Source organism: Paenibacillus sp. FSL H8-0261 (assembly GCF_045040645.1).
Classification (GTDB): Bacteria; Bacillota; Bacilli; order Paenibacillales; family Paenibacillaceae; genus Paenibacillus_AQ.
Map to the genome: position 1 here is coordinate 4,240,608 of NZ_CP150297.1, position 24,216 is coordinate 4,264,823.

Consider the following 24,216-nt stretch of genomic DNA (forward strand, 5'->3'; position numbering starts at 1 on the left):
CTCCTGCCCGTTAGTTTAACGCAAAATAGTTATTCATTAGTCAAGTTTAATAAACTTATCAAAGCAGTATGAATCTTTGTCATAGCCATTTTGTTCATAGAAAGCATGAGCCTCGGTTCGCTTCATCCCGGTGCATAGAATTATGCTGGATATTCCGCAATCTTTCGCATAATTTTCAGTGTATCTTAACAGTTTAGTGCCTACCTTATGTCGCTGAAAATCATTATGTACAGCAAGTCCGGTTATATGCAGATAATCATTCGCAGACCCTACAGCTAATGCATGAACGCTAGATATAAAACCAACAACATGGTTCTCAAGTAACGCTACAAACGTTTTGTAATTGCCTGCCTTTCTCATCTGTTCCATCTTAACGCGAAAGTGCTCATCCGTAACAGTATGAACGCCAAGTACATTGTTCCATAAGAAAACAACTTCAGTATAATCGTTTGCTATAATTTCTCGTATTTTAATTTCCATACCCTGCCCCCGTTATTAAAATATTCACAATAAAGTATTCGTCAATTAAATGAAGCAATCCTGCCCGTTAGTTGAATAGCGGCAGATTTCTAAAAGGGATCTGCCGCTATTATATGCTAAAAAAATCGTCGATACATTTCTCTCCTGCGGTCGCCACGAAGTTGTGCGTATATTTGCGTGGTTGAGGCTTTCTCATGACCCAACATACCTTGGATGAAATCCAAGGGAGCACCGTTATCAAGGAGTTGGCAAGCATAGGTATGTCGAAAGCGATGCGGATAAACATTCGTTTCAATCTCTCCTCGATCTGCAAGCCATTTTAATGCCCACCTTATTGAAGGAATAGCCATGCGTTTAGTTGGGTTGGTATCCGTTACGAATAAGGCTTTACAGGTATCTCCACGACTGGTCAGGTACTTCCTTAACCATACTTTGCACTCTGTCGCAAAGTACACTTCTCTCTGCTTGGAGCCCTTACCGTTTACGACTATAGAGCAGTTTTCTCAGTTGAGATCCTCGATGTTTATCCTCTCTACTTCCCCGACTCGACAGCCAGTACAATAGAGAAGCTCAAGCAGCGCTCTTTCTCTTAATGATTGGCACGAGATCTTAAGATGAATAACATCTTCCTCGACTAAAAACTTAGGGATTCGCTTGTCCAATTTGGGTTCTCTTAGTTTTAAAGAAGGATTTGAAGTCAGGTAAGTCTCTTCATACGCATAGCGAAATAGGGATCGGACGAAACGAATTCGATGCCCTAGGCTGCTTGGCTTCAAACGTTCTGCTTGTTTCGCCAAATATTGCTTCAGCATTGGCAATGTAATCTCCGCTATCTCGGGATCACCTAGTTCCGTCATTAGCATTTTGTTTTGGAGGACGTAGGCGTTCAATGTTCTCGGACTATATCCTTGAATTCGTTTATCAGCCTCATATAGATGCCACAACTCACTTAACTTCATAATAAAACCTCCCCTTAGAAGCTATTACAACTAGGTTTGCTTCTAAAGAGAGGTTTTAATCTTCTAACCTGCTTGAGCTAGCGTTTCCCGTTAGCGTAATGAATCATATGAATTTCATCGGTTATAATAGCCTTTACTAAAAACGATTACTGCCTCAGCAAGGGCTTCAGACAGTGTTTATATGCCCATGTCGTATAACGTTCTTGTATTCACGAAATGGACCATTCATAGATAGCTCTTATCTTAGGATGGTCCATTTGTTGTCTGAGTTTCATCCTTGATTGACATCTGACACCAAGGGGCGAAAGCCCCGCAGCGTGAATACGGTGTTGTCTGATGCCCCTGGCTTCTTCGGATTGCCTTCAAAACATCTTCTCAAACTCTATATCTATCTTTTTTATCAGACTCTGTAAAATTATATTATTACAATGATTTTATAAACTCATAAGAAACGAACGACTTTCTTTATCCATTTTTTCTATCGCATATCTAAAAGAAACTCTTGGCATATTTTTGTGATTTTTAATAAGATAACCCATTACCTCTTCTTTATTTACTTGTGAAAAAGACTTAAGCATCCAACCATATCCTTTAAGAACTAATTCATGTTTATCATTTATTAACCTATCTGCAATGTAAAATGGCCTTAATCTGTTAAAATCATTTCGCATTATAGATTGAATAAGAATTACTGCAGATGCTCTTCGAACCCAAAAGTCATCATCTTCTGTCCATTCTAATACATTGGTAAATAGTTCTTTATATTGTAAAAGCAAATTTCCAAATGCATGGGTACAAAAATCATCACAATCTCCCCAGCCACGTACATATTTTTTTAACCACAAATAAAAAACAGAATATGTATTCTTAGTATATTGCTTATGTACCCTATTCGCCCAATCAAAAGCAATAACTCCCTTTTCCCAGTGACGTTCTTCCAGTAAACATTCACATAATGGCAAAATATGCTCTATCTTTTGATCAGGAAGCATTCTGAATACCTTGCCCGATAATTTTCGTATATCACCCGTTTTGATATGAGTCCCCATTGGTTTGTTCTCAATCAAGAATTCAATTTCGTTATTAATATATTCGAATATATTATTCATCGAATTCTCCTTTTTTGGGTGAATATGGACCAGTGATTTCTATAATATTTCCATCTGGGTCTGTTAGTTGAAAGTAATAATATGGTCTAACATTATTAACATATTTGAAACTGGTCAATTCACCGCTAATATCCAACTGTTCTATTCTTTCTCTTTCTTGTTCCAAATTTTCAGTCCAGAAATTTAGTACAAACTTGTGTGTATTTTCAGCTTCAACTATTGCAACTAAATTATTTAACTCCTCTTCATATTCCCCTTTTTTCACAGTCAAATTTGGATTCAAAGCATCAAAATAACCATTCATAATAGAAATATTCTTCCCATCAAACTCAAACTGAGCAAATCGCTGCATATTTTGAGCACTTACTGACATTTCTAATAACTTCTCATAGAATTTAATTGACTTATTAAAATCCCTTACTATCAAATAAATTGAACCTAGATGCATATATACCTCCTCAGTATTTAATATCAAAATAGTAAAAATAGTTTTCTATATAAATATGAGTAATCAAAAATGTCTTAATTGTTTTTGCAGACTTGGTTTGCAACCTTTTAAACCAAGGTAGTTTGATAGTGTACTTTCATTCTATCCTAAAACAGAAATGCAAACTAGTGTTCTTGTTTCTGTGTTTATATAATCAGGGATTTCAGACAACGTCTTATTCGCGAAATTCGTGAATAATTCCGTATGTTGAGTATTCGCGAAATTACTGAGCTATCCTGCCCGTTAGCGCAGCAAGGCTGCCAATCGTGCTGGCAGCCTTGTCATGGTTGAACTATCGTTTCCCGTTAGTATTCCTGTAGAGCGTTATCTATCGTCACTTATCAAGCTGACAAATTTCACGAATAAATGAGCCTTCGTGAGAAAACTTAATAGCTCTTTGGCAATCGGTACACATTCTTGACATTGTACATTGACAAGAATATTTACCGATAAAACAATAAAACCACGATTTACGCGGTAATTAATCGGCTTATATTCTTGTCATTCGACAGAAAAATAAGGCCACGGTGTAAACCGTGACCTGCCTAAAACTAATTGGTTGTTGGTCTTGTAGATATTAGACCCACTAACATTTATAGGATAAAGTTTGATTTATGGTCATGCATCCGCATTGTATGAATAATGAGTAATTAAATTATTCTTTGTCAAAATAATCATCTGGCAAATTTAATTTTTTCAAACAACCTGTAAATTTTTCTCTCAAATTAATATTGCTTTTATATTCCGGCCATGCAACCTTATAATGACGCAATAACTTCTCCTGAGGGATAACGCCCCAAAATAAAATAGTGTTTTTCACAACCTCCTTATCGCCACCCACTAACATCTGTTCAATGATTTCCCAACTTTCCGATTTGTCATTGCAATTGCGTGTGGCATAGATTGCGGCAGATTGAATATTCGAGTCGGTGTGGCACAAAAAGGACGCAAAGTTCTGAAGTGTAATCGCGCCGGAAGATTCCAAAACATACCCCACATGACGTAACGTTTCCGAATCGTGAACCCTGTCAAGACTTTGCAATATCACTTTTATAAATTCCGCTAAATCAAAAGATTTACCGTACCAATTCAGAATCATTAAAGCTTGTAAAAAATCTTCATTTCTTTCAGAATACAACAGCTCCAGAAGATAGTCTCTTCCCGCATCAAAAGAGGTTTTGCAGATTAGCTGAATGGCTGTGGTGCGATCATTTTGTCTTTGCTCAGCAACGCTCCTTAAAAAATCAATGGTTGGCTGCGAGATTTTCTTAAACTTGAACATTCCATCAAGCGCTTTTGATTTGATTTCTTCGTTTGGGGCGTTTTGATAAACCTGTATCAACGCATTTTCATCGCCCGGCATTCTACTGCCAAACCACGCGATATCATAATCCAGAATAATTTCGTCCAGCCAGCGCTCATACCAGTCCAGAAAGTTGTCTTCATAGACAAAGAAAAAGGGATGATCAGGATAAAAAACTGCAGTGTAAATGATTTTCCCCCTGTGTTTCCCTTCAAGTACGAGATACATATCGTATTCACAGCCTTGTGTGCCAATGCACAACATGCCGCCCATCACCCTATCACGGGCGGCGTCGTATTCCGGGTCGGAGATGTCTTCATCACTGATCAGTGGCTCGATCAGATGGTTCCATTTTTCTTTTGTCATTCTCGGGTGTAGAACGCATTTTGTAGTGAATGCATTTCTTTCGGTATAGGAAGTTGCTTTTTCAATCGAATAAATCCCGTAATAAGGCCCGGCACCTCCATTTCCGACTTTCGTTAAAAACTGGGCATAAGGCTCCGGAAGTGTGACTTGATTCTTTGCTTGCCAGTCCGCAAGCTCTTTTGCTGTAAGCACTTCATAAACCTTGTATTTATGTGAAGATGCTCCAAACACCAAAAAAGCCGTATCTTTGCGCATGGCCTTTTCGAGTTTGTTTTTTATTCGATCAAGTTGTGTTTCTTTCTTCCAAAACAACATATTGAATCCCCCCTGTTGATTATAGCCGGGCTTCCTTCGTTTGCTTATCCAGCAATTTCAGCAGATGCGGAAATCGGTATTCTCCGTACATACTCTGTATGTGCTCGGCAGCGACTGCTAGCTCCATGCCGACAGAGGTTATATACAAAGGCTTGGAGCTGTTGCCTCGGTAAAGCTTTTTGACAAAGGCTTCGTTGTCGTGAAAGGCATTTTTTGCAACACCGATCACTGGAATTTCCCCTGAAAAATTTGTGTAAACATAATGTCCGAGCCCGGGCTTTTTCTCATTGTTTAAGTACACATAGCCATCCACAACAATGGTATGTATTTGATTTATGTCAGTAAGTTTCAACAGTTCCTGTATGCAAGGGAGCTCTCGTTTATAGAAAAAACCCGTTTCGTATTTGTGAGGGTTTTCCGTATAAGACATGATGACTTCGAGTGGTTTAGAATCTTCCCAACATTGAAAAATAACCCCCACCGATTTCGCTTTATTTTCCTCATAATACACATCGACAGCGATGATCATTGATAGCGATTCCTTCCTTTAAGCTCATTTTAAGCTATAGATTATAGCCAATATATCACATTTTGCCGTGCACGATGATCTATAGATTATCCCAATACCACCACTCCACCAATCTAACCTATCAAGGGGCGGGTAGTATTTATTCTGCCACAGGCGCAGCACAGAAAAAATCTCCACCCTAAAACCCTTGACAGGCTGGATTTTTGACGTGCCATTTCGCCGCCGACAACGGGGAACAGGATTTTATCCTGCCCCCGGCCTCCTCCAAAGAATAGGATAGGGTGTAAATGATTGAATCTAAATGTACAGTTTCGCTTGGATAAGATTGTACAAAACGCTTGTATAATAACAGAGAATTAAGAATCTTTGCCTCTAACTAACGCCTTCCGCTCACGCTTCAGTTGTTGGCATATATAGAGTTGGAATGGTTTTGTTTCACAAACCATTCACTTCTATACATGTAATATTCACAGAAAACTATATACAAGAAGCTCACTTGTACGCATATAATCCTAGAAAAGCGCTTAGCAGCTGTTTTTAAGGATTATACCAATCATTTTAGAACATTCTTACACAAGCAAATATGTACATCCTTATATCAGCATTTACAAACTATCCTCCGTTAACTTAACGAAGAAAGGAGCAGCTGCCGTAACAAACTGCTCCTTATTTGTTGAACTATCGTTTCCCGTAAGCTTAGCGACCTTTAACGTTAAGCAGTATGTGCCCGTTAATATAATGAAGATACAGATTTAACCAGCAACCTCGGATAATTTGTGGACCTTAAACGCACTCTATCTCTTCTCGGCCTTCTGTACGCTCGTAACGGATCCAGCTCATCTCTTGGATACCGAGCAACTCCTTTAACTTCTCTACTGCAACGAACTTCCCCACATCGAACGCGAGATTACCAGCAAATAGTTCTTCAATGGATTTTATCTTCTCTTCCTTCAGTTCGAAAACCCTAAAGGCCTCGGCACGAGGATTTTGTTTCATGTATCCATCCAAAACTGAGGCATCAGCTTCCTCATATTCATCCAGCAGTTCTTCGATTTCACCGGCCATTAATTCATACAACACCTGAGCTTTTTAAGGTGTTTTTCATTACTCGAGAGATCCCCGTAAAATTCCTTCATTAACGTAACCTGCCAGTTAGCGGGGAAAAGGCAGCTGATAACAATGGTTGCCTTTTCCTGATGGTGTATTGAGGTATAGTTTCAATATACCTATCGGTTTTAACTACATTTGCTACAATTACTGCACACGACAAATCGCAATCATCTGGGCACATTAGAACTGGCAAAACAAACTCTTTACTTGCTGAATTGAACCTTCCTTTAATACATTATTTCTCTTTCGAGTCGCAGACCCAATCAATAATTGTTGGGATCATTCCCAGAAGATTATTTGAAGGATAATACTTGTGAAGCAATATATCCAGAGGAGTACCATCAATAACGATAGTGTGATGTTCAACTTTACAGTACTCACTCTTCATCGGTTCGACTTCAATTTTATTCAACAGTCCCATTGATTAGACACCTCACTTTGAGCAATTAGCACACCTATATCGTATCTCGATTTACTCCGTTATCCTGCCCGCTCAATGAAACAGGGGAGCAGCTGCCGCGTTATTGTCGGATGACAAGAATATGAGCCGATTAATTACCGCTTAACCTATAAAATAAATCTCCCAATGAAAACAGTTGAAGATATGTTATTCTGCCAGTTAGCGTAACGAAAAGCTGCCTAGCGACAGCCTCTCTCAGTGTTGAACTATAGTTTCCCGTTAGCCATATATGCAGCGCAAGTGCCGCATCACAGATGATGAAAATGGATAAAATCAGTCAATACTGCTACTACGGCTGGCGAAGAAGGTCGATGAGCTATGGTGCCTTAGAGCCCATCCGTTAGTCTGACTCCAACGACCCCGGTGCATCACAGATTGTCGCTCCCTTTCGGGAAGCATTCATGGGAGATTAATCCTACTCTGGTTTTTGCACCAGCCTAGTCTTTAGTGATTGTAGAACGAAGTTTGTTGTTTTTCTGTCTGCCTAACTTTATTTAAGTACACATAAGGCTCAGCCTTTTTTTAAAAAGTGTTTTTCTGGGTCTTCTTTCTTATGTTCTTTTACTAGTTTTGAGCTATTTTAATTTTCATGGGAGCTTAACGGAACTTCGATATTATTGTTATTATCTGATTTAGGATGAAGACGATTTTCTATTACAAAAAAATGATTGAAAATACCTACTACTCGTATTTTATTATCTGCCTCTCCAAAAATTTTTGTTTCTGCTGTCATAAAAATAATCTGATGTGTGAGACTTGATGATTTCAAGTCATTAATAGTATGAAAGCAATTTGAGCTTTCGGAACTGTAACATTTAAGACCGTGAACCTTTTGGAGGTAATTATCATAATCTTGACTACTTGGTTTTGTATAAGCCATCACAAATAATAATATGGAAACTATTAGGAAAGTATATTTCTTCTTGATAAAGGCACCTCATCTCTTATGGATAATCGTACCAGATAATACCGCATTTAACTGCCTATTAGTTCAACAAGGCAACACCACGCTCTACTGCCCTATAGCTTAACGACAGAAGGAGCAGCTGCCGCGGTGGCAAACTGCTCCCAGGATCTCTAGACTAACGTGTCCCGTTAGTTCAAGACGTCGTTTTTTTCTAGATGGAGGGTTCTAGGCGACTAATTTAGTAATGAAATTAGTAAAATTCTCTACAACTTTAATTGAATTTAATGATGCAGTTTTCACGTACTACTCAAAAGTTTCCGGCGCTTCACTATCAGCATTATCCGATATTGCTCGAATCACAATAAATGGAACATTATTTACGTAACACACTTGGGCGACACTGGCACTTTCCATGTCTACACACATAGCTTGATGTTTCTCAATCAATATATTTCTTTGTTGATGGGTAATAAATGTTTCACCAGTTATGATTCTTCCGAAATGGCATGTAAAACCGAGTCTTTCAGATTTAATTATCCTAATACATTTTCCTTTTAGTGCTTCATTAGCTTTTATGTATTGATCCTCTAACCAAGGATGATATTCAGTAATAATCTCAGGAACCACATCATGATGAGCGACTTCTGTTGATACGACTACATCACCAAATTTAAGATTATCGTTTAATGAACCCGCTACACCAGTTAAAATGATTAAATCCACCTGGAATTTATCGATCAATACTTGGGTAGCTATTGCAGCATTTACTTTACAACCCCCACAAAAAGCACCTACTACCAACACATCATGATATTGCCCTGAATAAAAATTTAGCATGATATGCTTTGTGATTGTCTGATTTTTTAGTTTATCGATAAACGGATTAATTTCATCTTCAGAAGGACCCAGTATACCTATCTTCATTGAAATTACCACCTTTTATTTTCAATAACACCTAATCATACACACAAATTCCAACGGATCAACACATAGTATTCGTTGATTTAGGGGGATTTTCCTTTTTATGCAACTAAACTGCCCGATAGTTAAACAGGTAGCCACTAATACCGACTGCTTGTTCTTCATGATGCTAACCATTCCCCGTTTGAGTAATGATCACTTGAATTATTTGTGACTTAAAAAATACATTCAAACCGCTCTACTCCTGGGTATTTTTCTCCCAAACTTGTTATCGAGAAACCAATTTTTTTATAGAAGCCAACAGTATCTTTATCGGTTTCTGCCTTTATTCTCACATTCTTTTTAGTTTTTATGAACTCATTTATCATTTCACTGCCTATACCTTTACCACGATAATTGGCTTTAATTGCAATATGCTTAAGTTCTATTTCATTAGTTGATTCGTATATGAATCCAATTAACCCTACTAGTTCATCATTATTTAAACTCCCAACTAATTCCCGTGAATCATTGTCTATGTATGTTTTAAGTTCATTATCAATTCTTTCATCATTAGCCCACATACACTCAGCCATTAAAAGCTTCAATTCACCTAAGTCTTCATAATTTTTTAAACTAATCATAAGAAGCACCACTCCTTATTTAGATGATCTTACAGATGTTACGTATTCTTGACACATGTTAAGCTATCCTGCCGTTGAATAAAGGCAGCCGATCGAGTTGACTGACGTCTGGCTTATCGTGTTTGAGCTAACGTTCCCCGTTAGATCAACAACTAAGAATAAAATGATTTAGCGTATTGGCTCACCATAAATCACATGAAAATGAAGATGCTTTGAGTCTTGGTATTTTCCTAAATTAGTCGATACCCTACAAGCCCCATACTCAGACTGCACTTTAGATGCTACTTTTTTAACAACGTCCATCAATTCAATTAAGAGGGCGTTGTCACTCTCATCTAGTGTTAAAAGAGATGAGATATGCCTCTTTGGAATTGTAATAATGTGAACGGGATAAAAAGGGCGAGTGTGATGGTACGCAAGAACGTTATCAGTTTCAAGTACTTTCTTTACATAAGTACGACCACTTAACACCTCATCGCAATAAAAATCCTCAGTCATCAAATCTCCTCCTTCTTACTTTTCTCATTTTAACATTCGTCATTATTTGTAACTATCCTGCCCGTTAGTTCAATGAAAAAAGCAGGATACCGTAGCTCCTGCAAATCAATTTGTATTATTCAACTATCGTTCCCAGTTAGCACAACGACTTACTCTGTTGAATTTCGTGTTCCTCAACATAAAGCGGCATCAGAGAAGGCGAATCGTACCTTATCGCGGCCTTTAAACGACAAAATGGTGCCGATAGCCATAGCCCCATAGCTGCAACGAAATAATGAGCCTAATCCGACAGTGCTCGCATGATGTTGGATTTCGCCTCTGCCGCAATCGTTTCATTCCCGTCATCGACCGCTTGCATCAAGATCAGTACGGGGATGTATACCGCGATCAGCCGCGCCAGCAGCTTCGTTTCCTCGTCCGCTCCTCCGTACGTTTCGAAAAACACGCCACGAGCGTAAGGTGGTAAAAAGCTATAAGCAACGCTCAAATCGCAAGCCGGATGGCCTACGCTCAGATCGCCCCAATCAATGATGCCGGAAACGATCCCGTTCTCATTCACAAGCATATTTTTGAAATGAAGATCGCCATGTAGCAGTGCATTCACTGCCTCGACACGGTCCTTTTGCAGCCTGCTAATATACGCTTCGATAACACCGGACTCCTCCGGCGACAAGTGTTCAACCACCTTCGATAGAAAGCCCTCCAATTTCACTTTGCGCGATGCTATGTCCGTCAAGTTTCGATGATCTTGCTGAACTCCGCACTTCAGCGCCGCCTGCACCGGAAACTCATGCAATCTCCGCAAAAATTTCGCCAGCGTCTCTGCCGATAAAGCCCGGCGTTCTTCCGTCAAACCGATTGGGAAATCTCCTGGCACGTAGGCATAGCCAAGAAATGGTGCCGGGTATTCGTCACTTGCTTCGCCATAAAACAACGGTTTCGGATAGGGGATGGTCATATATGCCTCCAGCTTCGGCAGCAGCTTCCCTTCCATACGAATCGAGCCAACTGCAATCATTCTTCTCGGAAACCGGAACACGTACTCGTCACCGATGAGAAAAACCGTATTGTCCCAGCCCCAGCCCAATCGCTTCACTTGCTTCGATGACAGCTGAGGGAATTGTCTGCCGATCAGCGTCCGCGCCTGCTCTTCGTTAACCTCCCACTCCGCATCCCATACATTCGTTCCTCCCATGAATTGTCTGCCTCCTCGTTCCTTACGTTATTTAGATGTTTACATTCCCTGGAAGTTACGCATAACTGCCCGTTAGCTTAATAACGCAGTGTCAGTCTAATACTTTATTTGCCGAGTCTAACACTTTATTTTTCAGTCTAGAACTCTATTTTCATTTGACACTTCTCTCTCACATTTAATTTTCTCGCAGTCTTCAATAATGAACTGAATCTCATCCGCTGTAAGCTTAGCTTTTTTCGAAGAAAAATCCTTTTTTAAATTGTTGTAGACTTTCTTATTATTTTTGAGCAATTTGAACTCATATCCCATACTACTAACATAAAAATGTTTTGGCTCATGACTATCAATTCTATAACCCGAAACTTTAAGTATAGTTAGATATTCTAAAGTTTTATTTTCATTGTATGCAGCAGTGGACCTATGATGTCCGTCAATTAATGTACTCATAAAACCTTCATAAAAATATGCGAGCCCAGTCATGATCTCCCCATTTTTAATTTGCTCCCTATATTCATAACTCTTTCAATGTTTAAACAATCGATTCGTTGAGAAGCTAAAAGGAATTTTGGAATCACCGTGCTTGAATGGTACTTGTAAAAAACATCAGCTGACGCATTATACGTTCTCCTCTTAGTAAATAAGTTCCAAAAAAACTCTCCTTCTCCGTTAGTTGGTATCATTTCTATATAAGACATCAGGTAATAACCATTTTCTAGAATACTCAGTAGAGGTTTAACCTTTTCAAATGCAGTACTAAGGTCATTCCCTACCTCTTGTGAATCTTTAACTTCATCAATCGCTCACCAGAGTTATCCACCCCAAATTTAGTTATTAACTTTCCACTCCCATTATTTACTCGAAGTAACAAAGCATCCTTGTCCCATGAGTTAAAAATACTCGGAATGATTTCTTCGCATACGATCGAATTAGGTGCCTTAAATATCTTCTTCATAACTTCCACCCCACCCTAATATTACAAAAACTATACCATATCTTGAATTCACCTTATCATCAACTAACAAAAAAACCATCAGATTTCTCTGACGGTTTTGATATCTTACTATAAAAAACGTCCAGCGTTCAAAATAACTTATCTGCTGCTCGTTTGTCTTCCTTTAGTGAACCACTCAGACTTTGGCTTTAGTGGAGGGTTAGACTTAGGCTTTGCTTTGGCAGGTTTAGATGCCACAGGTTTTGACCCCGCTGGTTTAGCTGTTGATGGTCTGGAAGTCGATGGTTTTGAAGATGCAGATCTCGAACCTGATGGTTTCGAAGATCTTTCTGTCTTCATCTGCGTTTTACGAGACATCGGATACGGATGATCCTTCACTTCTGGAATCGATTTTCCGATCAATTTCTCAATATCCTTAAGGAATGGAAGCTCTTCAGATTCGCAAAAAGATATTGCAGTCCCGCTTAATCCAGCTCTACCCGTACGACCGATCCGGTGCACATAGGTTTCTGGAATATTCGGCAAGTTGAAGTTGATTACATGAGACAGCTCATCAATATCAATTCCTCGCGCGGCGATATCCGTAGCTACAAGAACGCGGGTCGCACCACTTTTAAAATTCCGCAATGCATTCTGACGATCATTCTGCGATTTATTGCCGTGAATGGCTTGTGCAGAAATGTTCACTTTCGCTAGATCGCGTGTAACACGGTCCGCACCACGTTTTGTACGAGTAAACACCAGAGCAGAAATGATTGATTTATCCTGTAACAAAAGATTCAATTGATTCTGCTTATTTCCATTCTCTAATAAATAGATCGATTGATCGATTCTATCCGCAGTAGATGACACGGGTGTGATTTCTACTTTCACTGGATTCACAAGCAAGGTTTTGATCAATTTGGAGATCTCAGTAGGCATCGTTGCCGAGAAGAACAGTGTTTGTTTCTTCGTTGGCATTTTAGCGATAATCCGCTTCACATCATGGATGAAGCCCATATCTAGCATGCGGTCAGCCTCATCCAAGACAAGAATTTGGACATACTGTAAATCCACACGTTTTTGATTGATCAGGTCGATAAGTCTACCTGGAGTAGCAATTAGAATATCAGCACCTTGATTCAAGGCACGCTCTTGCACTTTCTGTGATACACCGCCAACGATGGCAGCAGAGCGGATATCTGTGTATTGGCTATACGCTTTTATGTTATCAGCAATTTGAATCGCTAGTTCTCTTGTCGGTGTTAAGATCAGCGAGCGAATGCGTCGCACATTGCTTGATTTATTGGGACTTGTTTGTTCGCTTAATAATTGAATAATAGGTACAGAAAATGCAGCTGTCTTTCCTGTTCCCGTTTGAGCACATCCAAGTAAATCTCTACCTGCTAATACAGCTGGGATCGATTGCTCCTGTATAGGTGTAGGTGATGTATAGTTTTCTTTGGTTAAAGCCTTTAAAATCGCAGGCATAATATTCAGTTCGTTAAATGTCATTGGGTCTCCTTAATTTCTAATACATATATTCTTAACATTAAATCCATTTGTCACGTCATAAACAATAATCATAACACAATTAGTCACATAATAATAGATATTCTTTATCATCACACCAATTTTCATTAAAAATCCATTTCAGGATACCAGTACAATTAATAGCTAATAAGCGCTATGCAGTCCGATACCTTAGCAAAACACATCAAAATACCGAAATAGCTGCTATACAGTCTGAAAAATGTTCAAGTTCAAGTATGCGTATCAGCCAAATAACGTTTCCCAACACACAACAAAAAAAGCGAAGGATTTCTCCCCCGCTTCTTATTATTCGTATGAAGACTAGTCTACGATTTCAGCAGTGTCGCCATTGTTGGCACCAGCAGCATTAGCTTCGTCAGTATCAATATGCATATCAAGTTTGAAGCTGTCGGATACACGAGCAATTACGTTCTCCAATACGAGACCGCGGTCGCCACCGAGACGAACTTTAAGCAATTGCTTATCCGCAATGCCCCAAGCTTCAGCTTCAGAAGTGTGGAAGTGAATGTGACGAGCAGCGATGATAACGCCTTGTTCTAATTGAACTTCACCAGCAGGTCCTTTGAGCGTAATGCCAGGTGTTCCTTCAATATTTCCAGATTCGCGAACTGGAGCTTTCACGCCAAGTGCGAAGGAGTCAGTACGGGAAATTTCTAATTGGGAAGCCGGACGAGCAGGTCCCAAAATTCTTACCTTGTCAAATTTACCTTTGCTACCGATAACTGCTACTTGTTCATTTGCTGCAAATTGTCCTGGTTGGGAAAGTGGTTTGAACTCAGTTAATTGATATCCTGGGCCAAACAGAGCCTCCACGTGCTCTTGCGTAAGGTGAATATGTCTAGCCGACACACCTACGGGTACAGTCTTACTCATTGTAAAGTCACTCCTTGTATTTTCTCTAGTATCTGTACAAGCCATTAACCATTATACATCTTCTTACCCAAAAATAAAAAGGGCTGCATCATAACGAAGCCCCTTTTTTCGACAATTTATGTTTTTTGCACAAGATTGTCATGGTTTAGACACCTGAGAGGGTAAATTTGCGCTTAAAAAAGAGGCCGCATTCTCATACATCCAGCCTTTCACAGTATCCTCTGGATAATAACGGAGCAGCTGCTCTATAAGATCAGGGTATTTTCCCGGATGCTCCAACTTCTCTACCCAAGTATCAATGCCGTCAAAATCCGAGCCAAACATCATATGCTTCTCACCGCCGAGATTACATACATGTTCAATGTGCTTTAACAAATCATCCATACGAGCCTTCCCATCATCACTTACAAACCAAGGATAAAAGGTCAGACCCATTCTTCCATCCATTGCAATCAAAGCTTTAATCTGTTCATCATTTAAATTTCTAACATGCCCACATATAGCCGCAGCATTCGAATGGGAAGCAATAAACGGACGATTGCTTAAATCAGCCAACTCCCAGAACCCCGCTTGTGACAAATGCGACACATCAAGCAGCATTCCACTTTCGTTGCACCATTCTATCAGCTTTCTCCCTTTTTCCGTAAATCCACCATTACGCTTCTCTAGCACACCATCTGCTGCCCAGTTCGCATAATTCCAAGTCACACCAAGAAACCGTACTCCAAGTTCGAAGCAGAGCTGAGCATAAAACAAGTTCCCTTCTAAGCCGTCTACGCCCTCCAGAGAGAGCATTGCTTGTGGAGGTGCTCCTACTAATCGATTCCCTACTTGCTCCTTCCACTGTAACCACTGAAGCCCATCTGTGTTCACTATCTTTTGCCTAAAGAGATCAATTTGCCCTAGAACATGTTCAAAGCTTGGTTTTCCTCTGTTAGTTGAAAGAAATATTGCAAAACATTGCAACTCCACTCCGCCAGAAGCCAGCCGCTCTGCAGTAACATCTAATCGAGGATCATTGTCAAAATTTATATCCGGCGAGGCTTGCATTTTGCTTAGCACATCACAATGGAAATCCGCTACTTTAAACTTATCAGCCCTCATTTTACAACCCCACTTTCTCACAGTCCCAGCCGTTCGTTTCATTTCCAAATGCCTATTTCAGATACTATGCAAAAAAACGCCAGACTATAAATCAAAAGCAAAAAACCTGTTTACAAAAGTAAACAGGTTCAATCATTCTATAGGTCTATTATCTGGGTTCAACAATCAGTTTAATCGCGGTTCGATCTTCCCCATCAATCACTATATCAGTGAACGCAGGAATGCAGATCAAATCTACTCCGCTTGGTGCAACAAATCCCCGGGCAATGGCAACTGCTTTGACTGCTTGATTCAGTGCTCCAGCTCCAATAGCTTGTAACTCGGCCGATCCACGTTCACGAAGAACACCCGCTAATGCGCCGGCGACGGAATTTGGATTGGATTTAGCTGATACTTTTAATACATCCATAGTAAGTACCTCCCCTGGGAAAATAATGGTGTTCTTCCACTACTTTAGATGTTATTCGCGAGAGAAGAAATAATTCCTTCTTTTTACGGACCACGTCTTCCAAAAACGGTATTACAGATACTCTTTTATGATATTAAAAATATCACACTTTACCCTAACTCAGCGAAACTACCCGGATTAAACCTTACTCTGTTCTACGTTTAGCTCATAACCCATTCATCTTCACGTAACCGTATCTTCTCCAGACGAGTTGCCGCACCAGTATTTTCATCTAATTCTGCAAATAAACCGTGAAGCTGCCACTTGCCTTCATCGACAACAAATCGTGCTGGAAGCTGAGTTGTGAACTTATAAAGTACTGCATCTCTTTCCATACCCAGAATTCCTTCGCTTGAACCAACCATTCCCGCATCGGTCAAATACGCAGTTCCTCCTGGTAAAATCACATCATCATTTGTCTGAACATGAGTATGTGTCCCAACAACAATTGATGCGCGACCATCCATAAAATATCCCATGGCGATTTTCTCAGAGGTTACCTCTGCATGGAAATCGACTAAAATACATTTATAATCTCTGCGAAGCTCTTCCACAATTTCTTCCCCGACACGGAAAGGACAATCGATAGCAGGTAAGAAAGTCCGGCCTTGCAAATTTACTATGGCCAGTTCTTTACCGTTCCCTTTAACGACTGTATAACCTCTTCCCGGGGTTCCTGGCGGAAAATTAGCGGGACGAATAATCCGAGCCTCATCATCGATGAACTCAAAAATATCTTTGTTGTCCCATGTGTGGTTTCCCATAGTTATACCGTGAACGCCCCAGTTAAAAAACTCATTAGCGATCGCCTTGGTGATCCCTCTACCGGCAGCAGAATTTTCACCATTAACAATAATGATATGTGGCTGATATTTACTTTTTAGTGAGGGCAACATCTCACGAAGAGCCTTTCTGCCAACATTTCCAACGATATCTCCAATAAATAGTACTTTAATGATTCTCTCCTCCTAATCTTAACCGCTATAACTAAATGGATAAGACCTCATATTCAAAAGAAAAAAGGCCCCGCTTAGGGGCCAATTCTCAACAAATATAAGAAAGTATAAGTTACATCTTATCCCTTAACCTTATATTCCACCTATTTAGCGTATTCAACAGCCCGTGTCTCACGAATAACGGTAACTTTGATATGTCCTGGATAATCCAGTTCACTTTCAATCATTTTCGTAATATCGCGAGCAAGACGGAATGCCTCTGCATCGTCAATCTTCTCTGGCTGTACCATCACGCGTACCTCACGGCCCGCCTGAATAGCAAATGATTTCTCAACGCCTTCGAATGACTCTGAGATTTCTTCCAGTTTTTCTAGACGTTTAATATACGTTTCCAGTGTTTCACGGCGAGCGCCAGGTCTTGCTGCTGACAATGCATCAGCTGCACCAACCAACATAGCAATAACCGAGGTAGCTTCGCAATCTCCATGATGAGACGCGATACTGTTGATAACAACCGGATGTTCCTTATATTTCTTCGCTAGTTCAACGCCGATCTCAACATGCGATCCTTCTACTTCATGATCCAGCGCTTTGCCGATATCATGGAGCAATCCTGCACGTTTTGCAAGCACGATGTCTTCCCCAAGCTCACCGGCCATCAGTCCAGTTAAATAAGCAACCTCCATGGAGTGCTTCAATACATTTTGACCATAGCTTGTACGGAATTTCAGACGACCCAGAATCTTGATCAAATCTGGATGCAATCCGTGAACACCCACTTCGAAAGTAGCTTGTTCACCATATTCGCGAATTCGTTCGTCCACTTCTTTGCGGGATTTCTCCACCATCTCTTCAATTCGAGCGGGATGGATACGTCCATCTGCCACAAGCTTCTCAAGTGCCGTACGGGCCACTTCACGGCGGATCGGATCAAATCCCGACAAAATAACTGCTTCCGGCGTATCATCAATAATGAGGTCGATACCTGTAAGAGTTTCGAGTGCACGAATATTACGGCCTTCACGACCGATAATCCGCCCCTTCATCTCTTCGTTCGGCAGGGTAACAACTGAAACTGTTGTCTCCGCTACGTGATCAGCTGCACAGCGTTGGATAGCGAGTGTGATGATTTCGCGGGATTTCTTATCCGCTTCCTCTTTCGCCTGCTGTTCAATCTCTTTGATCATTTGAGCCGTTTCATGGCGAACTTCTTGCTCAACATTGCTAAGAATAATACTTCTTGCATCTTCGATGCTTAAATTGGATATTCGTTCCAATTCAGTGACTTGGTTTTTGTAAATAACATCAATTTGTTGTTGGGTTTCATCAATTCGTTTCTCTTTGTTAGCTACTTGTTCTTCTTTTCTTTCAAGCGATTCCATTTTTTTATCCAGAGATTCTTCCTTTTGCAGCAAACGTCTCTCTTGGCGTTGGATTTCATTCCGACGTTCACGAGTTTCTTTCTCAGCTTCAGTACGGATTCTATGGACTTCGTCCTTAGCTTCCAATACTGTTTCTTTCTTCAGCGCTTCAGCGTCCTTCTTCGCATTTTCTACGATGACAACAGCTTCTCTTTCTGCGCTTTGAATTTTAGCTTCTGCAAGGGATTTACGAATAAAATAACCGAACCCAAAGAATATTGCAGCTACAACGAGAACGATAATGACCCAGATCCATGATTCCAGCATCTGTTCACCTCCTCGTTGGTTCCTCTCCAAGGTATACCCCTGGGAATTGTGCAGTTGTTAAACTATCCGTTCATCACCATACAAAAAACCGGTAAACAACCGATTGCCATACTGCACATGCTGCACATGCACACTGCCCGCCTTATCCGGCGATTACATTTCATATGAGTTGTACGCGAACCGTTTTAAAAAGTCCCCTTTTTGGGAAGGAAAAAGGTTTCTTACTTTATGCCGATTCATGTTATATTTTATTATTTATAAAAAGACATTGTCAAGAGAGTCGATATGCGCATTAATGTCAAGAGAATCAGTGAGTCTAGTAAAATTCCTCTTCTTCACCCTCATAATTGTCTTCCTCAAGTAAAGTATTGATCACTTGTCGCACCATATCACCCGAGAATCCGCGCCGCATTAAGAAGGCTCCGGTCTTTCTGCGCTTATCTGTAGCTTCACCACGAATAAGATTCCATTTCTTACGACCAATCTGAAGTGCACTCTCTAGTTCTTGTTCAGGACTGACATTCTCCAGCGCTTCCGAGATCAAGGTCTTGTCGATTCCTTTCTCACGCAGCTCTTGGCGAATCCACATTTTCCCCTTTCGCTGGTTCGTAATGCGTTGCTCCGCCCATTGCTTTGCATACAAGGGGTCATCAAGAAGTCTTTCCTGCTGTAGCCGTTGCACCACTTCCGCAATAATAGTCTCTCCTATTTCCTTCTGCCGTAAACGGCGAGTCATTTCCATAGCGGTTCGTGGCTTCCGTTCTAGATAACGAAGTCCTTCTACATAAGCTCGTTGTCGCTCATCAGCAACAACAATTTCCTCCAAATCGGCTTTCATAAAAGAATTTCCAGTAATCATCCGATATTTAATCATGACGTCTTCGTGTACAGTCATGTTATAGGCTCCGAAATGTATGATGTAGCGGTGGTCCGACTTCTTCTGACGTTCTACCTTAGTAATTTCTAAAAGTTCTCCATCAGGAAAATCAGATAGGACCTGTACGTCCTGCTCATCCGATTCAAAATCCATATCCAGCTGTATTACCATAGTTGCTTGTCACCTCATAGCAATAAAATATCCCCACAAAGTGCGGCTTAACTTCGGTGCGTACTCAGGTACTTTGGGGGGACCCCAAATATATATGTTCTTACACTGTTAAGAAAAGACACCCTGCAACAATGAATCACAGGGCGTCCTATTCCTTAGTAAATTCTATTGTTCGATTTCGAGAAGTAGCTTTTCTTCTTCCTCTTGCTCTGCAATGATTTCCGCTTCATTTGGTGCAGCAACAATAGTGGACAGGTTACTTGCTTCACGGATCTTGTTCTCAATGATGAGTGCAATATCTTGATGTTCTTTCAAGAACTGTTTGGCATTCTCACGTCCTTGACCGAGACGCTCACCCTCATAGGAATACCATGCACCACTCTTATTCACGATGTCCATTTCAGTACCGATGTCTACAAGACTTCCTTCTCTGGAAATCCCTTCACCATACATGATATCAACATCAGCTTGTTTAAATGGAGGTGCTACCTTATTCTTCACAATCTTGATCTTGGTGCGGTTACCTACAACGTCGTTACCCATCTTAATACTTTCGACACGACGAACATCCAACCGTACGGAAGAGTAGAATTTCAACGCCCGACCACCCGGGGTTGTCTCAGGGTTACCGAACATAACACCAATTTTCTCACGAAGCTGGTTAATAAAGATAGCAATTGTATTCGATTTACTAATGGCACCAGATAGCTTACGAAGCGCTTGAGACATCAAACGAGCCTGTAGGCCGACGTGAGAGTCACCCATATCACCTTCGATTTCCGCTTTAGGAACCAACGCAGCTACGGAGTCAACGACAATAATGTCTACTGCACCACTACGGACAAGTGCTTCAGCAATCTCAAGTGCCTGTTCACCCGTATCTGGCTGAGATAGCAACAATTCATCAATGTTTACGCCCAAGTTACGTGCATACTTCGGATCGAGCGCATGCTCAGCATCGATAAATGCAGCTTGTCCTCCTTGTTTTTGCACTTCTGCAATAGCATGAAGAGCAACAGTCGTTTTACCGGAGGATTCAGGTCCGTATACTTCAATAATACGTCCCTTTGGAAGTCCGCCTATACCTAACGCAATATCAAGTGCCAAAGATCCGCTAGGTACAACTTCCACTTGCATATGAGTGGATTCTCCCAGTTTCATGATCGAACCTTTACCAAATTGTTTTTCTATTTGACGAAGCGCCATATCAAGCGCTGCACGACGATCTGACAATCAGACCACTTCCTTCACTGTTTATAATAATATAATAACGTGTTTTTGAGGTCTTGCCAAGCTTTTTTTCGAACATACATTCGTTTTTTTTGTCTCAAGCGTTAATTATCCCTTTTATTGTAAGCCTCCCTCCGGACATAGAAGTTAACTGATTTCTCTACTTCACCGGACATCAACGACTTATGATCAAAACCAAAACAGCGATCAAAATCTCCGCAGATATACAAAAAACCGCAGCAAAGAAATCTCAGTGCCACGGTTCTTCCGTATGTCTCAATTATAACTGGGCTAATCTCCCATTACAAGTCTGAGCCTTCAAGAGGTGTCTCCACCTTCCGTTCCTCAAGTCTGCGCCATAGACGATACAACAGAGCTTTAACAGTACGCAGTCGTATATTTTCACGTGTACCTTTAAGATTAAGCTCGTATACTTCTGTCTTACGCCCACGTTCAGCTAAACCAATAAATACAAGTCCAACTGGCTTACGTTCAGAATAGCCTGGTCCTGCTACACCAGTTACAGATAAACCGAAATCACTATCCGCGATCATTCTCACCTGATCAGCTAACACTTCGGCAACTTCACGACTAACTGCCCCTGGAGCATCTGGCCCCTCCAAATAAGCACTTGGCACATTCAGAAGTTTTTTCTTCAGGTCATTGGAATAACAAACGATTCCTCCCGCAAACATCGAAGCACTGCCTGGAATGTTAGTTATACTCTCCATCAGCAAGCCTCCAGTGCAACTCTCTGCCGCACTTAAAGTCAGACCTGCATCCGCCATCCAATCCACAATCAATTGCTCCAGTGGCACATCAATATTTGCATATAAATGTTCTGGCAAAATCTCTTTGATCTGTTTCTCCAGAATCTCCAGCTTCTTGTAAGCTTCATGCTCGGAAGGTGCCTTTGTCGAAATACGAACGGTTACCTCTCCCTCTTTAGCGTAAGGAGCTATGGTTGGGTCTGTCTGGCTGTGAATAAGATCAATAAGCTTATCCTCAAGCAGTGATTCTCCGATACCGGCAAATTTAAGCATTTTAGAATAAAGTGGCATTTCTGTCGTCAGAGCGTGCTGCTGGAGCCACGGTACAGCTTTATCTACGAACATCGGCTTCATCTCGCGAGGCGGACCAGGAAGCACAATATAATATTTCTTTTCATGCTCAAAAGCAATGCCAACAGCAAGACCAATCTCATTTGGCAACGGTGTAGTTCCTTCAATTATAAGTGCCTGTTTACGATTATTCTCCGTCATTACAATCTTTCGATCATCAAAGAATCGTTGTACATGATCCATTGCCAAGCGATCTATATGAAGTGTGCGACCTAAGGAAGCAGCCAGCGCGTCCTTCGTTAGATCATCTTCTGTAGGACCAATACCACCGGTAAATATGATAACATCCGCTCTGCTTTGAGCGATCTCAATGGCTTGCTGCAAGCGACTGCTGTTATCCCCAACTACGGTTTGAAAATATACATCAATCCCAATAGCAGCTAGCTCAATAGACAAAAACTGGGCATTACTATTTACGATTTGACCGAGCAAAAGCTCCGTGCCTACTGCAATAATCTCCGCTTTCATAGCTGGCTTTCGCCTCCTCGTTATAATGTAGATACACTGCTTTTAGGGTTTAAAAAAGGTAATAGGTGTGCTTTACCTATTACCTCTCCTATATGTAGCTGCCTAAAACGCTTAAGCATTATGCAGCTGTAATAGATCCTTATTCTTCACAAAATAATCAATTCCAGAGTAAATAGTGATCAAGGCTGCAGCCCAGATGGCAATATCGTCTACAGGAATGCTGACGAATTGAAACGGGAAATTATTTAACAACAGCAGTGAGATCGCTACAATTTGTACAACCGTCTTTATCTTACCCCATTTGCTGGCGGCAACCACTTTTCCCTCTAACAATGCTATCTGGCGAAGCCCGGTTACTGCGAACTCACGACTAATGATAACAATTGCGATCCATGAATCACATCTGCCCAATTCCACAAGTGAAATCAGAACTGCAGAAACTAACAGCTTGTCCGCTAACGGATCAAGGAGCTTACCGAGATTGGTGACCATATTATATTTCCTTGCTATGTAGCCGTCTATTCCATCTGTGCTCGCTGCAAGCAAAAAGATTACAGCTGCCACCAAATGATTAACAGATAGCTGAAAAGAGCCCCAATGTATCGGTTCTGGATAAAAACTGAAATCCACCAGTAAGAAAAACATCATAATCGGGATCAGACAAATACGTGCTAGCGTGATGCGGTTGGGCAAATTCACTGAAGTTCCTCCCCTAAATCGTTCATACAAATTGCCTGAGTCAGGCTCATCTATTTCTACTTAAGCAAGTATATTATAGCTATAAATAGGTGTCAAAAAAAATACAAAGCACCCCGCATAATGGCGCTGATAAGCACTGCGGGGTACAAAATGCTATTTTAAGTTGTTGAACTGCAGGTCCAGCGGCAAATCAGCTTTACGCAAAATCTGGATAATTTGTTGTAAATCATCGCGACTCTTACCAGTTACGCGGATCTGATCTCCTTGAATCTGGCTCTTCACCTTCAATTTCGAATCACGAATCAGGATGTTAATTTTTTTTGCGTTCTCCTGATCAATCCCTTGCTTAAGACCTAAACGCTGACGAACACTACCCAGAGAAGCGGGCTCCACTTTGCCGAAATCCAAGTTTTTCAGCGTGATACCTCTCTTCACCATCTTCGATTGTAAAATATCAATAACAGCGTTTAACTTATATTCGTCCTCAGAGGCGATAATAAGTGCGTCTTTCTCCAGCTTCAGACTACTCTTGCTGTTCTTAAAGTCAAAGCGGTTGTCAATTTCTTTCTCTGTTTGGTGGATCGCATTGGTTAATTCCTGCATATCCATTTTAGATACGATATCAAATGAACTTTCTGAACTCATAACTACACGTCCTTTGTACTTTTTAGTCTGCTACTATTATAAAAGAATGATACCCTTAAGTCTAATATTGGATAATATGTACCTCACCCGACACAGAAAACAGCCCCACATAGTGGAGCTTTTCCTTCGAAATGAGTTGTGTTTCAGGTAGAAATACGTCTCCAAAGGAAAATATCCTCGGAGACGCAC

General features: G+C 40.7%; 25 protein-coding genes. All 25 read right to left on the minus strand.

The window, feature by feature from the left end:
• Positions 1-36 precede the first annotated feature (36 nt).
• Positions 37-480, minus strand: a complete 444-nt coding sequence (locus MHI27_RS18785) for a GNAT family N-acetyltransferase (protein WP_405174458.1) — start codon at positions 478-480, stop codon at positions 37-39.
• A 116-nt stretch (positions 481-596) separates the two neighbouring features.
• Positions 597-935, minus strand: a complete 339-nt coding sequence (locus MHI27_RS18790; RefSeq protein ID WP_405174459.1) for a tyrosine-type recombinase/integrase — start codon at positions 933-935, stop codon at positions 597-599.
• Between the two features lie 48 nt (positions 936-983).
• Entirely contained in the window at positions 984-1,439 is a 456-nt protein-coding gene (locus tag MHI27_RS18795) for a tyrosine-type recombinase/integrase (RefSeq protein WP_405174460.1), read from the minus strand.
• Positions 1,440-1,873: 434 nt separating this feature from the next.
• Entirely contained in the window at positions 1,874-2,548 is a 675-nt protein-coding gene (locus tag MHI27_RS18800) for a DNA alkylation repair protein (protein ID WP_223178966.1), read from the minus strand.
• The gene (locus tag MHI27_RS18805) at positions 2,541-2,996 is read right to left on the minus strand and encodes a VOC family protein (RefSeq protein ID WP_405174461.1); all 456 of its coding nucleotides are present in this window, start codon (positions 2,994-2,996) and stop codon (positions 2,541-2,543) included. Before MHI27_RS18805 ends, MHI27_RS18800 begins: the two co-directional genes overlap by 8 nt.
• 694 nt (positions 2,997-3,690) lie before the next feature.
• Positions 3,691-5,019, minus strand: a complete 1,329-nt coding sequence (locus MHI27_RS18810; RefSeq protein WP_405174462.1) for an SMI1/KNR4 family protein — start codon at positions 5,017-5,019, stop codon at positions 3,691-3,693.
• A 19-nt stretch (positions 5,020-5,038) separates the two neighbouring features.
• Complete coding sequence (locus MHI27_RS18815) at positions 5,039-5,548, minus strand: endonuclease V (protein ID WP_042189378.1); 510 nt, start codon at positions 5,546-5,548, stop codon at positions 5,039-5,041.
• A gap of 783 nt (positions 5,549-6,331) precedes the next feature.
• Entirely contained in the window at positions 6,332-6,613 is a 282-nt protein-coding gene (locus tag MHI27_RS18820) for a hypothetical protein (RefSeq protein WP_405174463.1), read from the minus strand.
• Between the two features lie 1,715 nt (positions 6,614-8,328).
• Complete coding sequence (locus MHI27_RS18825; protein ID WP_405174464.1) at positions 8,329-8,949, minus strand: 5'-methylthioadenosine/adenosylhomocysteine nucleosidase; 621 nt, start codon at positions 8,947-8,949, stop codon at positions 8,329-8,331.
• Between the two features lie 212 nt (positions 8,950-9,161).
• The gene (locus MHI27_RS18830) at positions 9,162-9,569 is read right to left on the minus strand and encodes a GNAT family N-acetyltransferase (protein WP_405174465.1); all 408 of its coding nucleotides are present in this window, start codon (positions 9,567-9,569) and stop codon (positions 9,162-9,164) included.
• 168 nt (positions 9,570-9,737) lie between these two features.
• Positions 9,738-10,067, minus strand: a complete 330-nt coding sequence (locus tag MHI27_RS18835) for an HIT domain-containing protein (RefSeq protein WP_149646112.1) — start codon at positions 10,065-10,067, stop codon at positions 9,738-9,740.
• A gap of 280 nt (positions 10,068-10,347) precedes the next feature.
• Entirely contained in the window at positions 10,348-11,262 is a 915-nt protein-coding gene (locus MHI27_RS18840; protein ID WP_405174466.1) for a phosphotransferase, read from the minus strand.
• Positions 11,263-11,394: 132 nt separating this feature from the next.
• Positions 11,395-11,709, minus strand: coding sequence for a hypothetical protein (locus MHI27_RS18845; protein WP_405174467.1), 315 nt, complete (start codon positions 11,707-11,709; stop codon positions 11,395-11,397).
• A gap of 319 nt (positions 11,710-12,028) precedes the next feature.
• Positions 12,029-12,214 carry a hypothetical protein gene (locus MHI27_RS18850; protein WP_339242071.1) on the minus strand — a complete coding sequence of 62 codons (186 nt, stop codon included), beginning with the start codon at positions 12,212-12,214 and terminating at the stop codon, positions 12,029-12,031.
• 138 nt (positions 12,215-12,352) lie between these two features.
• Entirely contained in the window at positions 12,353-13,708 is a 1,356-nt protein-coding gene (locus tag MHI27_RS18855; RefSeq protein ID WP_405174468.1) for a DEAD/DEAH box helicase, read from the minus strand.
• A 339-nt stretch (positions 13,709-14,047) separates the two neighbouring features.
• The gene (gene pduL / locus MHI27_RS18860; protein ID WP_405174469.1) at positions 14,048-14,620 is read right to left on the minus strand and encodes a phosphate propanoyltransferase; all 573 of its coding nucleotides are present in this window, start codon (positions 14,618-14,620) and stop codon (positions 14,048-14,050) included.
• A 138-nt stretch (positions 14,621-14,758) separates the two neighbouring features.
• Complete coding sequence (locus MHI27_RS18865) at positions 14,759-15,724, minus strand: dipeptidase (protein ID WP_405174470.1); 966 nt, start codon at positions 15,722-15,724, stop codon at positions 14,759-14,761.
• 148 nt (positions 15,725-15,872) lie between these two features.
• Positions 15,873-16,133, minus strand: a complete 261-nt coding sequence (locus MHI27_RS18870; protein WP_019910496.1) for a stage V sporulation protein S — start codon at positions 16,131-16,133, stop codon at positions 15,873-15,875.
• A 200-nt stretch (positions 16,134-16,333) separates the two neighbouring features.
• The gene (locus MHI27_RS18875; RefSeq protein ID WP_405176766.1) at positions 16,334-17,128 is read right to left on the minus strand and encodes a TIGR00282 family metallophosphoesterase; all 795 of its coding nucleotides are present in this window, start codon (positions 17,126-17,128) and stop codon (positions 16,334-16,336) included.
• A 143-nt stretch (positions 17,129-17,271) separates the two neighbouring features.
• Positions 17,272-18,816, minus strand: a complete 1,545-nt coding sequence (gene rny / locus MHI27_RS18880; protein WP_370510565.1) for a ribonuclease Y — start codon at positions 18,814-18,816, stop codon at positions 17,272-17,274.
• 316 nt (positions 18,817-19,132) lie between these two features.
• The gene (locus tag MHI27_RS18885; protein WP_405174471.1) at positions 19,133-19,864 is read right to left on the minus strand and encodes a regulatory protein RecX; all 732 of its coding nucleotides are present in this window, start codon (positions 19,862-19,864) and stop codon (positions 19,133-19,135) included.
• A gap of 165 nt (positions 19,865-20,029) precedes the next feature.
• Positions 20,030-21,097 (minus strand): recombinase RecA, encoded by a 1,068-nt coding sequence (gene recA / locus MHI27_RS18890; RefSeq protein WP_042128809.1) that lies wholly within the window; start codon positions 21,095-21,097, stop codon positions 20,030-20,032.
• Positions 21,098-21,396: 299 nt separating this feature from the next.
• A complete protein-coding gene (locus MHI27_RS18895) occupies positions 21,397-22,683 on the minus strand; it encodes a competence/damage-inducible protein A (protein ID WP_042189391.1) in 1,287 nt (428 codons plus the stop codon).
• Positions 22,684-22,794: 111 nt separating this feature from the next.
• Positions 22,795-23,382 carry a CDP-diacylglycerol--glycerol-3-phosphate 3-phosphatidyltransferase gene (gene pgsA / locus MHI27_RS18900; protein ID WP_036688397.1) on the minus strand — a complete coding sequence of 196 codons (588 nt, stop codon included), beginning with the start codon at positions 23,380-23,382 and terminating at the stop codon, positions 22,795-22,797.
• A gap of 153 nt (positions 23,383-23,535) precedes the next feature.
• Positions 23,536-24,027 carry a YajQ family cyclic di-GMP-binding protein gene (locus MHI27_RS18905; protein ID WP_042128814.1) on the minus strand — a complete coding sequence of 164 codons (492 nt, stop codon included), beginning with the start codon at positions 24,025-24,027 and terminating at the stop codon, positions 23,536-23,538.
• Positions 24,028-24,216 lie beyond the last annotated feature (189 nt).

Bases quoted from the DNA above. Each gene is read 5' to 3' on its own strand.
- MHI27_RS18825 (WP_405174464.1), bottom strand. From the start codon at position 8,949: ATGAAGATAGGTATACTGGGTCCTTCTGAAGATGAAATTAATCCGTTT.
- MHI27_RS18810 (WP_405174462.1), bottom strand. From the start codon at position 5,019: ATGTTGTTTTGGAAGAAAGAAACACAACTTGATCGAATAAAAAACAAA.
- MHI27_RS18795 (WP_405174460.1), bottom strand. From the start codon at position 1,439: ATGAAGTTAAGTGAGTTGTGGCATCTATATGAGGCTGATAAACGAATT.
- MHI27_RS18865 (WP_405174470.1), bottom strand. From the start codon at position 15,724: ATGAGGGCTGATAAGTTTAAAGTAGCGGATTTCCATTGTGATGTGCTA.
- MHI27_RS18820 (WP_405174463.1), bottom strand. From the start codon at position 6,613: ATGGCCGGTGAAATCGAAGAACTGCTGGATGAATATGAGGAAGCTGAT.
- MHI27_RS18870 (WP_019910496.1), bottom strand. From the start codon at position 16,133: ATGGATGTATTAAAAGTATCAGCTAAATCCAATCCAAATTCCGTCGCC.
- MHI27_RS18815 (WP_042189378.1), bottom strand. From the start codon at position 5,548: ATGATCATCGCTGTCGATGTGTATTATGAGGAAAATAAAGCGAAATCG.
- MHI27_RS18805 (WP_405174461.1), bottom strand. From the start codon at position 2,996: ATGCATCTAGGTTCAATTTATTTGATAGTAAGGGATTTTAATAAGTCA.
- pduL (WP_405174469.1), bottom strand. From the start codon at position 14,620: ATGAGTAAGACTGTACCCGTAGGTGTGTCGGCTAGACATATTCACCTT.
- MHI27_RS18845 (WP_405174467.1), bottom strand. From the start codon at position 11,709: ATGAGTACATTAATTGACGGACATCATAGGTCCACTGCTGCATACAAT.
- MHI27_RS18905 (WP_042128814.1), bottom strand. From the start codon at position 24,027: ATGAGTTCAGAAAGTTCATTTGATATCGTATCTAAAATGGATATGCAG.
- MHI27_RS18800 (WP_223178966.1), bottom strand. From the start codon at position 2,548: ATGAATAATATATTCGAATATATTAATAACGAAATTGAATTCTTGATT.
- MHI27_RS18855 (WP_405174468.1), bottom strand. From the start codon at position 13,708: ATGACATTTAACGAACTGAATATTATGCCTGCGATTTTAAAGGCTTTA.
- MHI27_RS18830 (WP_405174465.1), bottom strand. From the start codon at position 9,569: ATGATTAGTTTAAAAAATTATGAAGACTTAGGTGAATTGAAGCTTTTA.
- MHI27_RS18885 (WP_405174471.1), bottom strand. From the start codon at position 19,864: ATGGTAATACAGCTGGATATGGATTTTGAATCGGATGAGCAGGACGTA.
- MHI27_RS18850 (WP_339242071.1), bottom strand. From the start codon at position 12,214: ATGAAGAAGATATTTAAGGCACCTAATTCGATCGTATGCGAAGAAATC.
- rny (WP_370510565.1), bottom strand. From the start codon at position 18,816: ATGCTGGAATCATGGATCTGGGTCATTATCGTTCTCGTTGTAGCTGCA.
- MHI27_RS18895 (WP_042189391.1), bottom strand. From the start codon at position 22,683: ATGAAAGCGGAGATTATTGCAGTAGGCACGGAGCTTTTGCTCGGTCAA.
- MHI27_RS18835 (WP_149646112.1), bottom strand. From the start codon at position 10,067: ATGACTGAGGATTTTTATTGCGATGAGGTGTTAAGTGGTCGTACTTAT.
- MHI27_RS18840 (WP_405174466.1), bottom strand. From the start codon at position 11,262: ATGGGAGGAACGAATGTATGGGATGCGGAGTGGGAGGTTAACGAAGAG.
- MHI27_RS18785 (WP_405174458.1), bottom strand. From the start codon at position 480: ATGGAAATTAAAATACGAGAAATTATAGCAAACGATTATACTGAAGTT.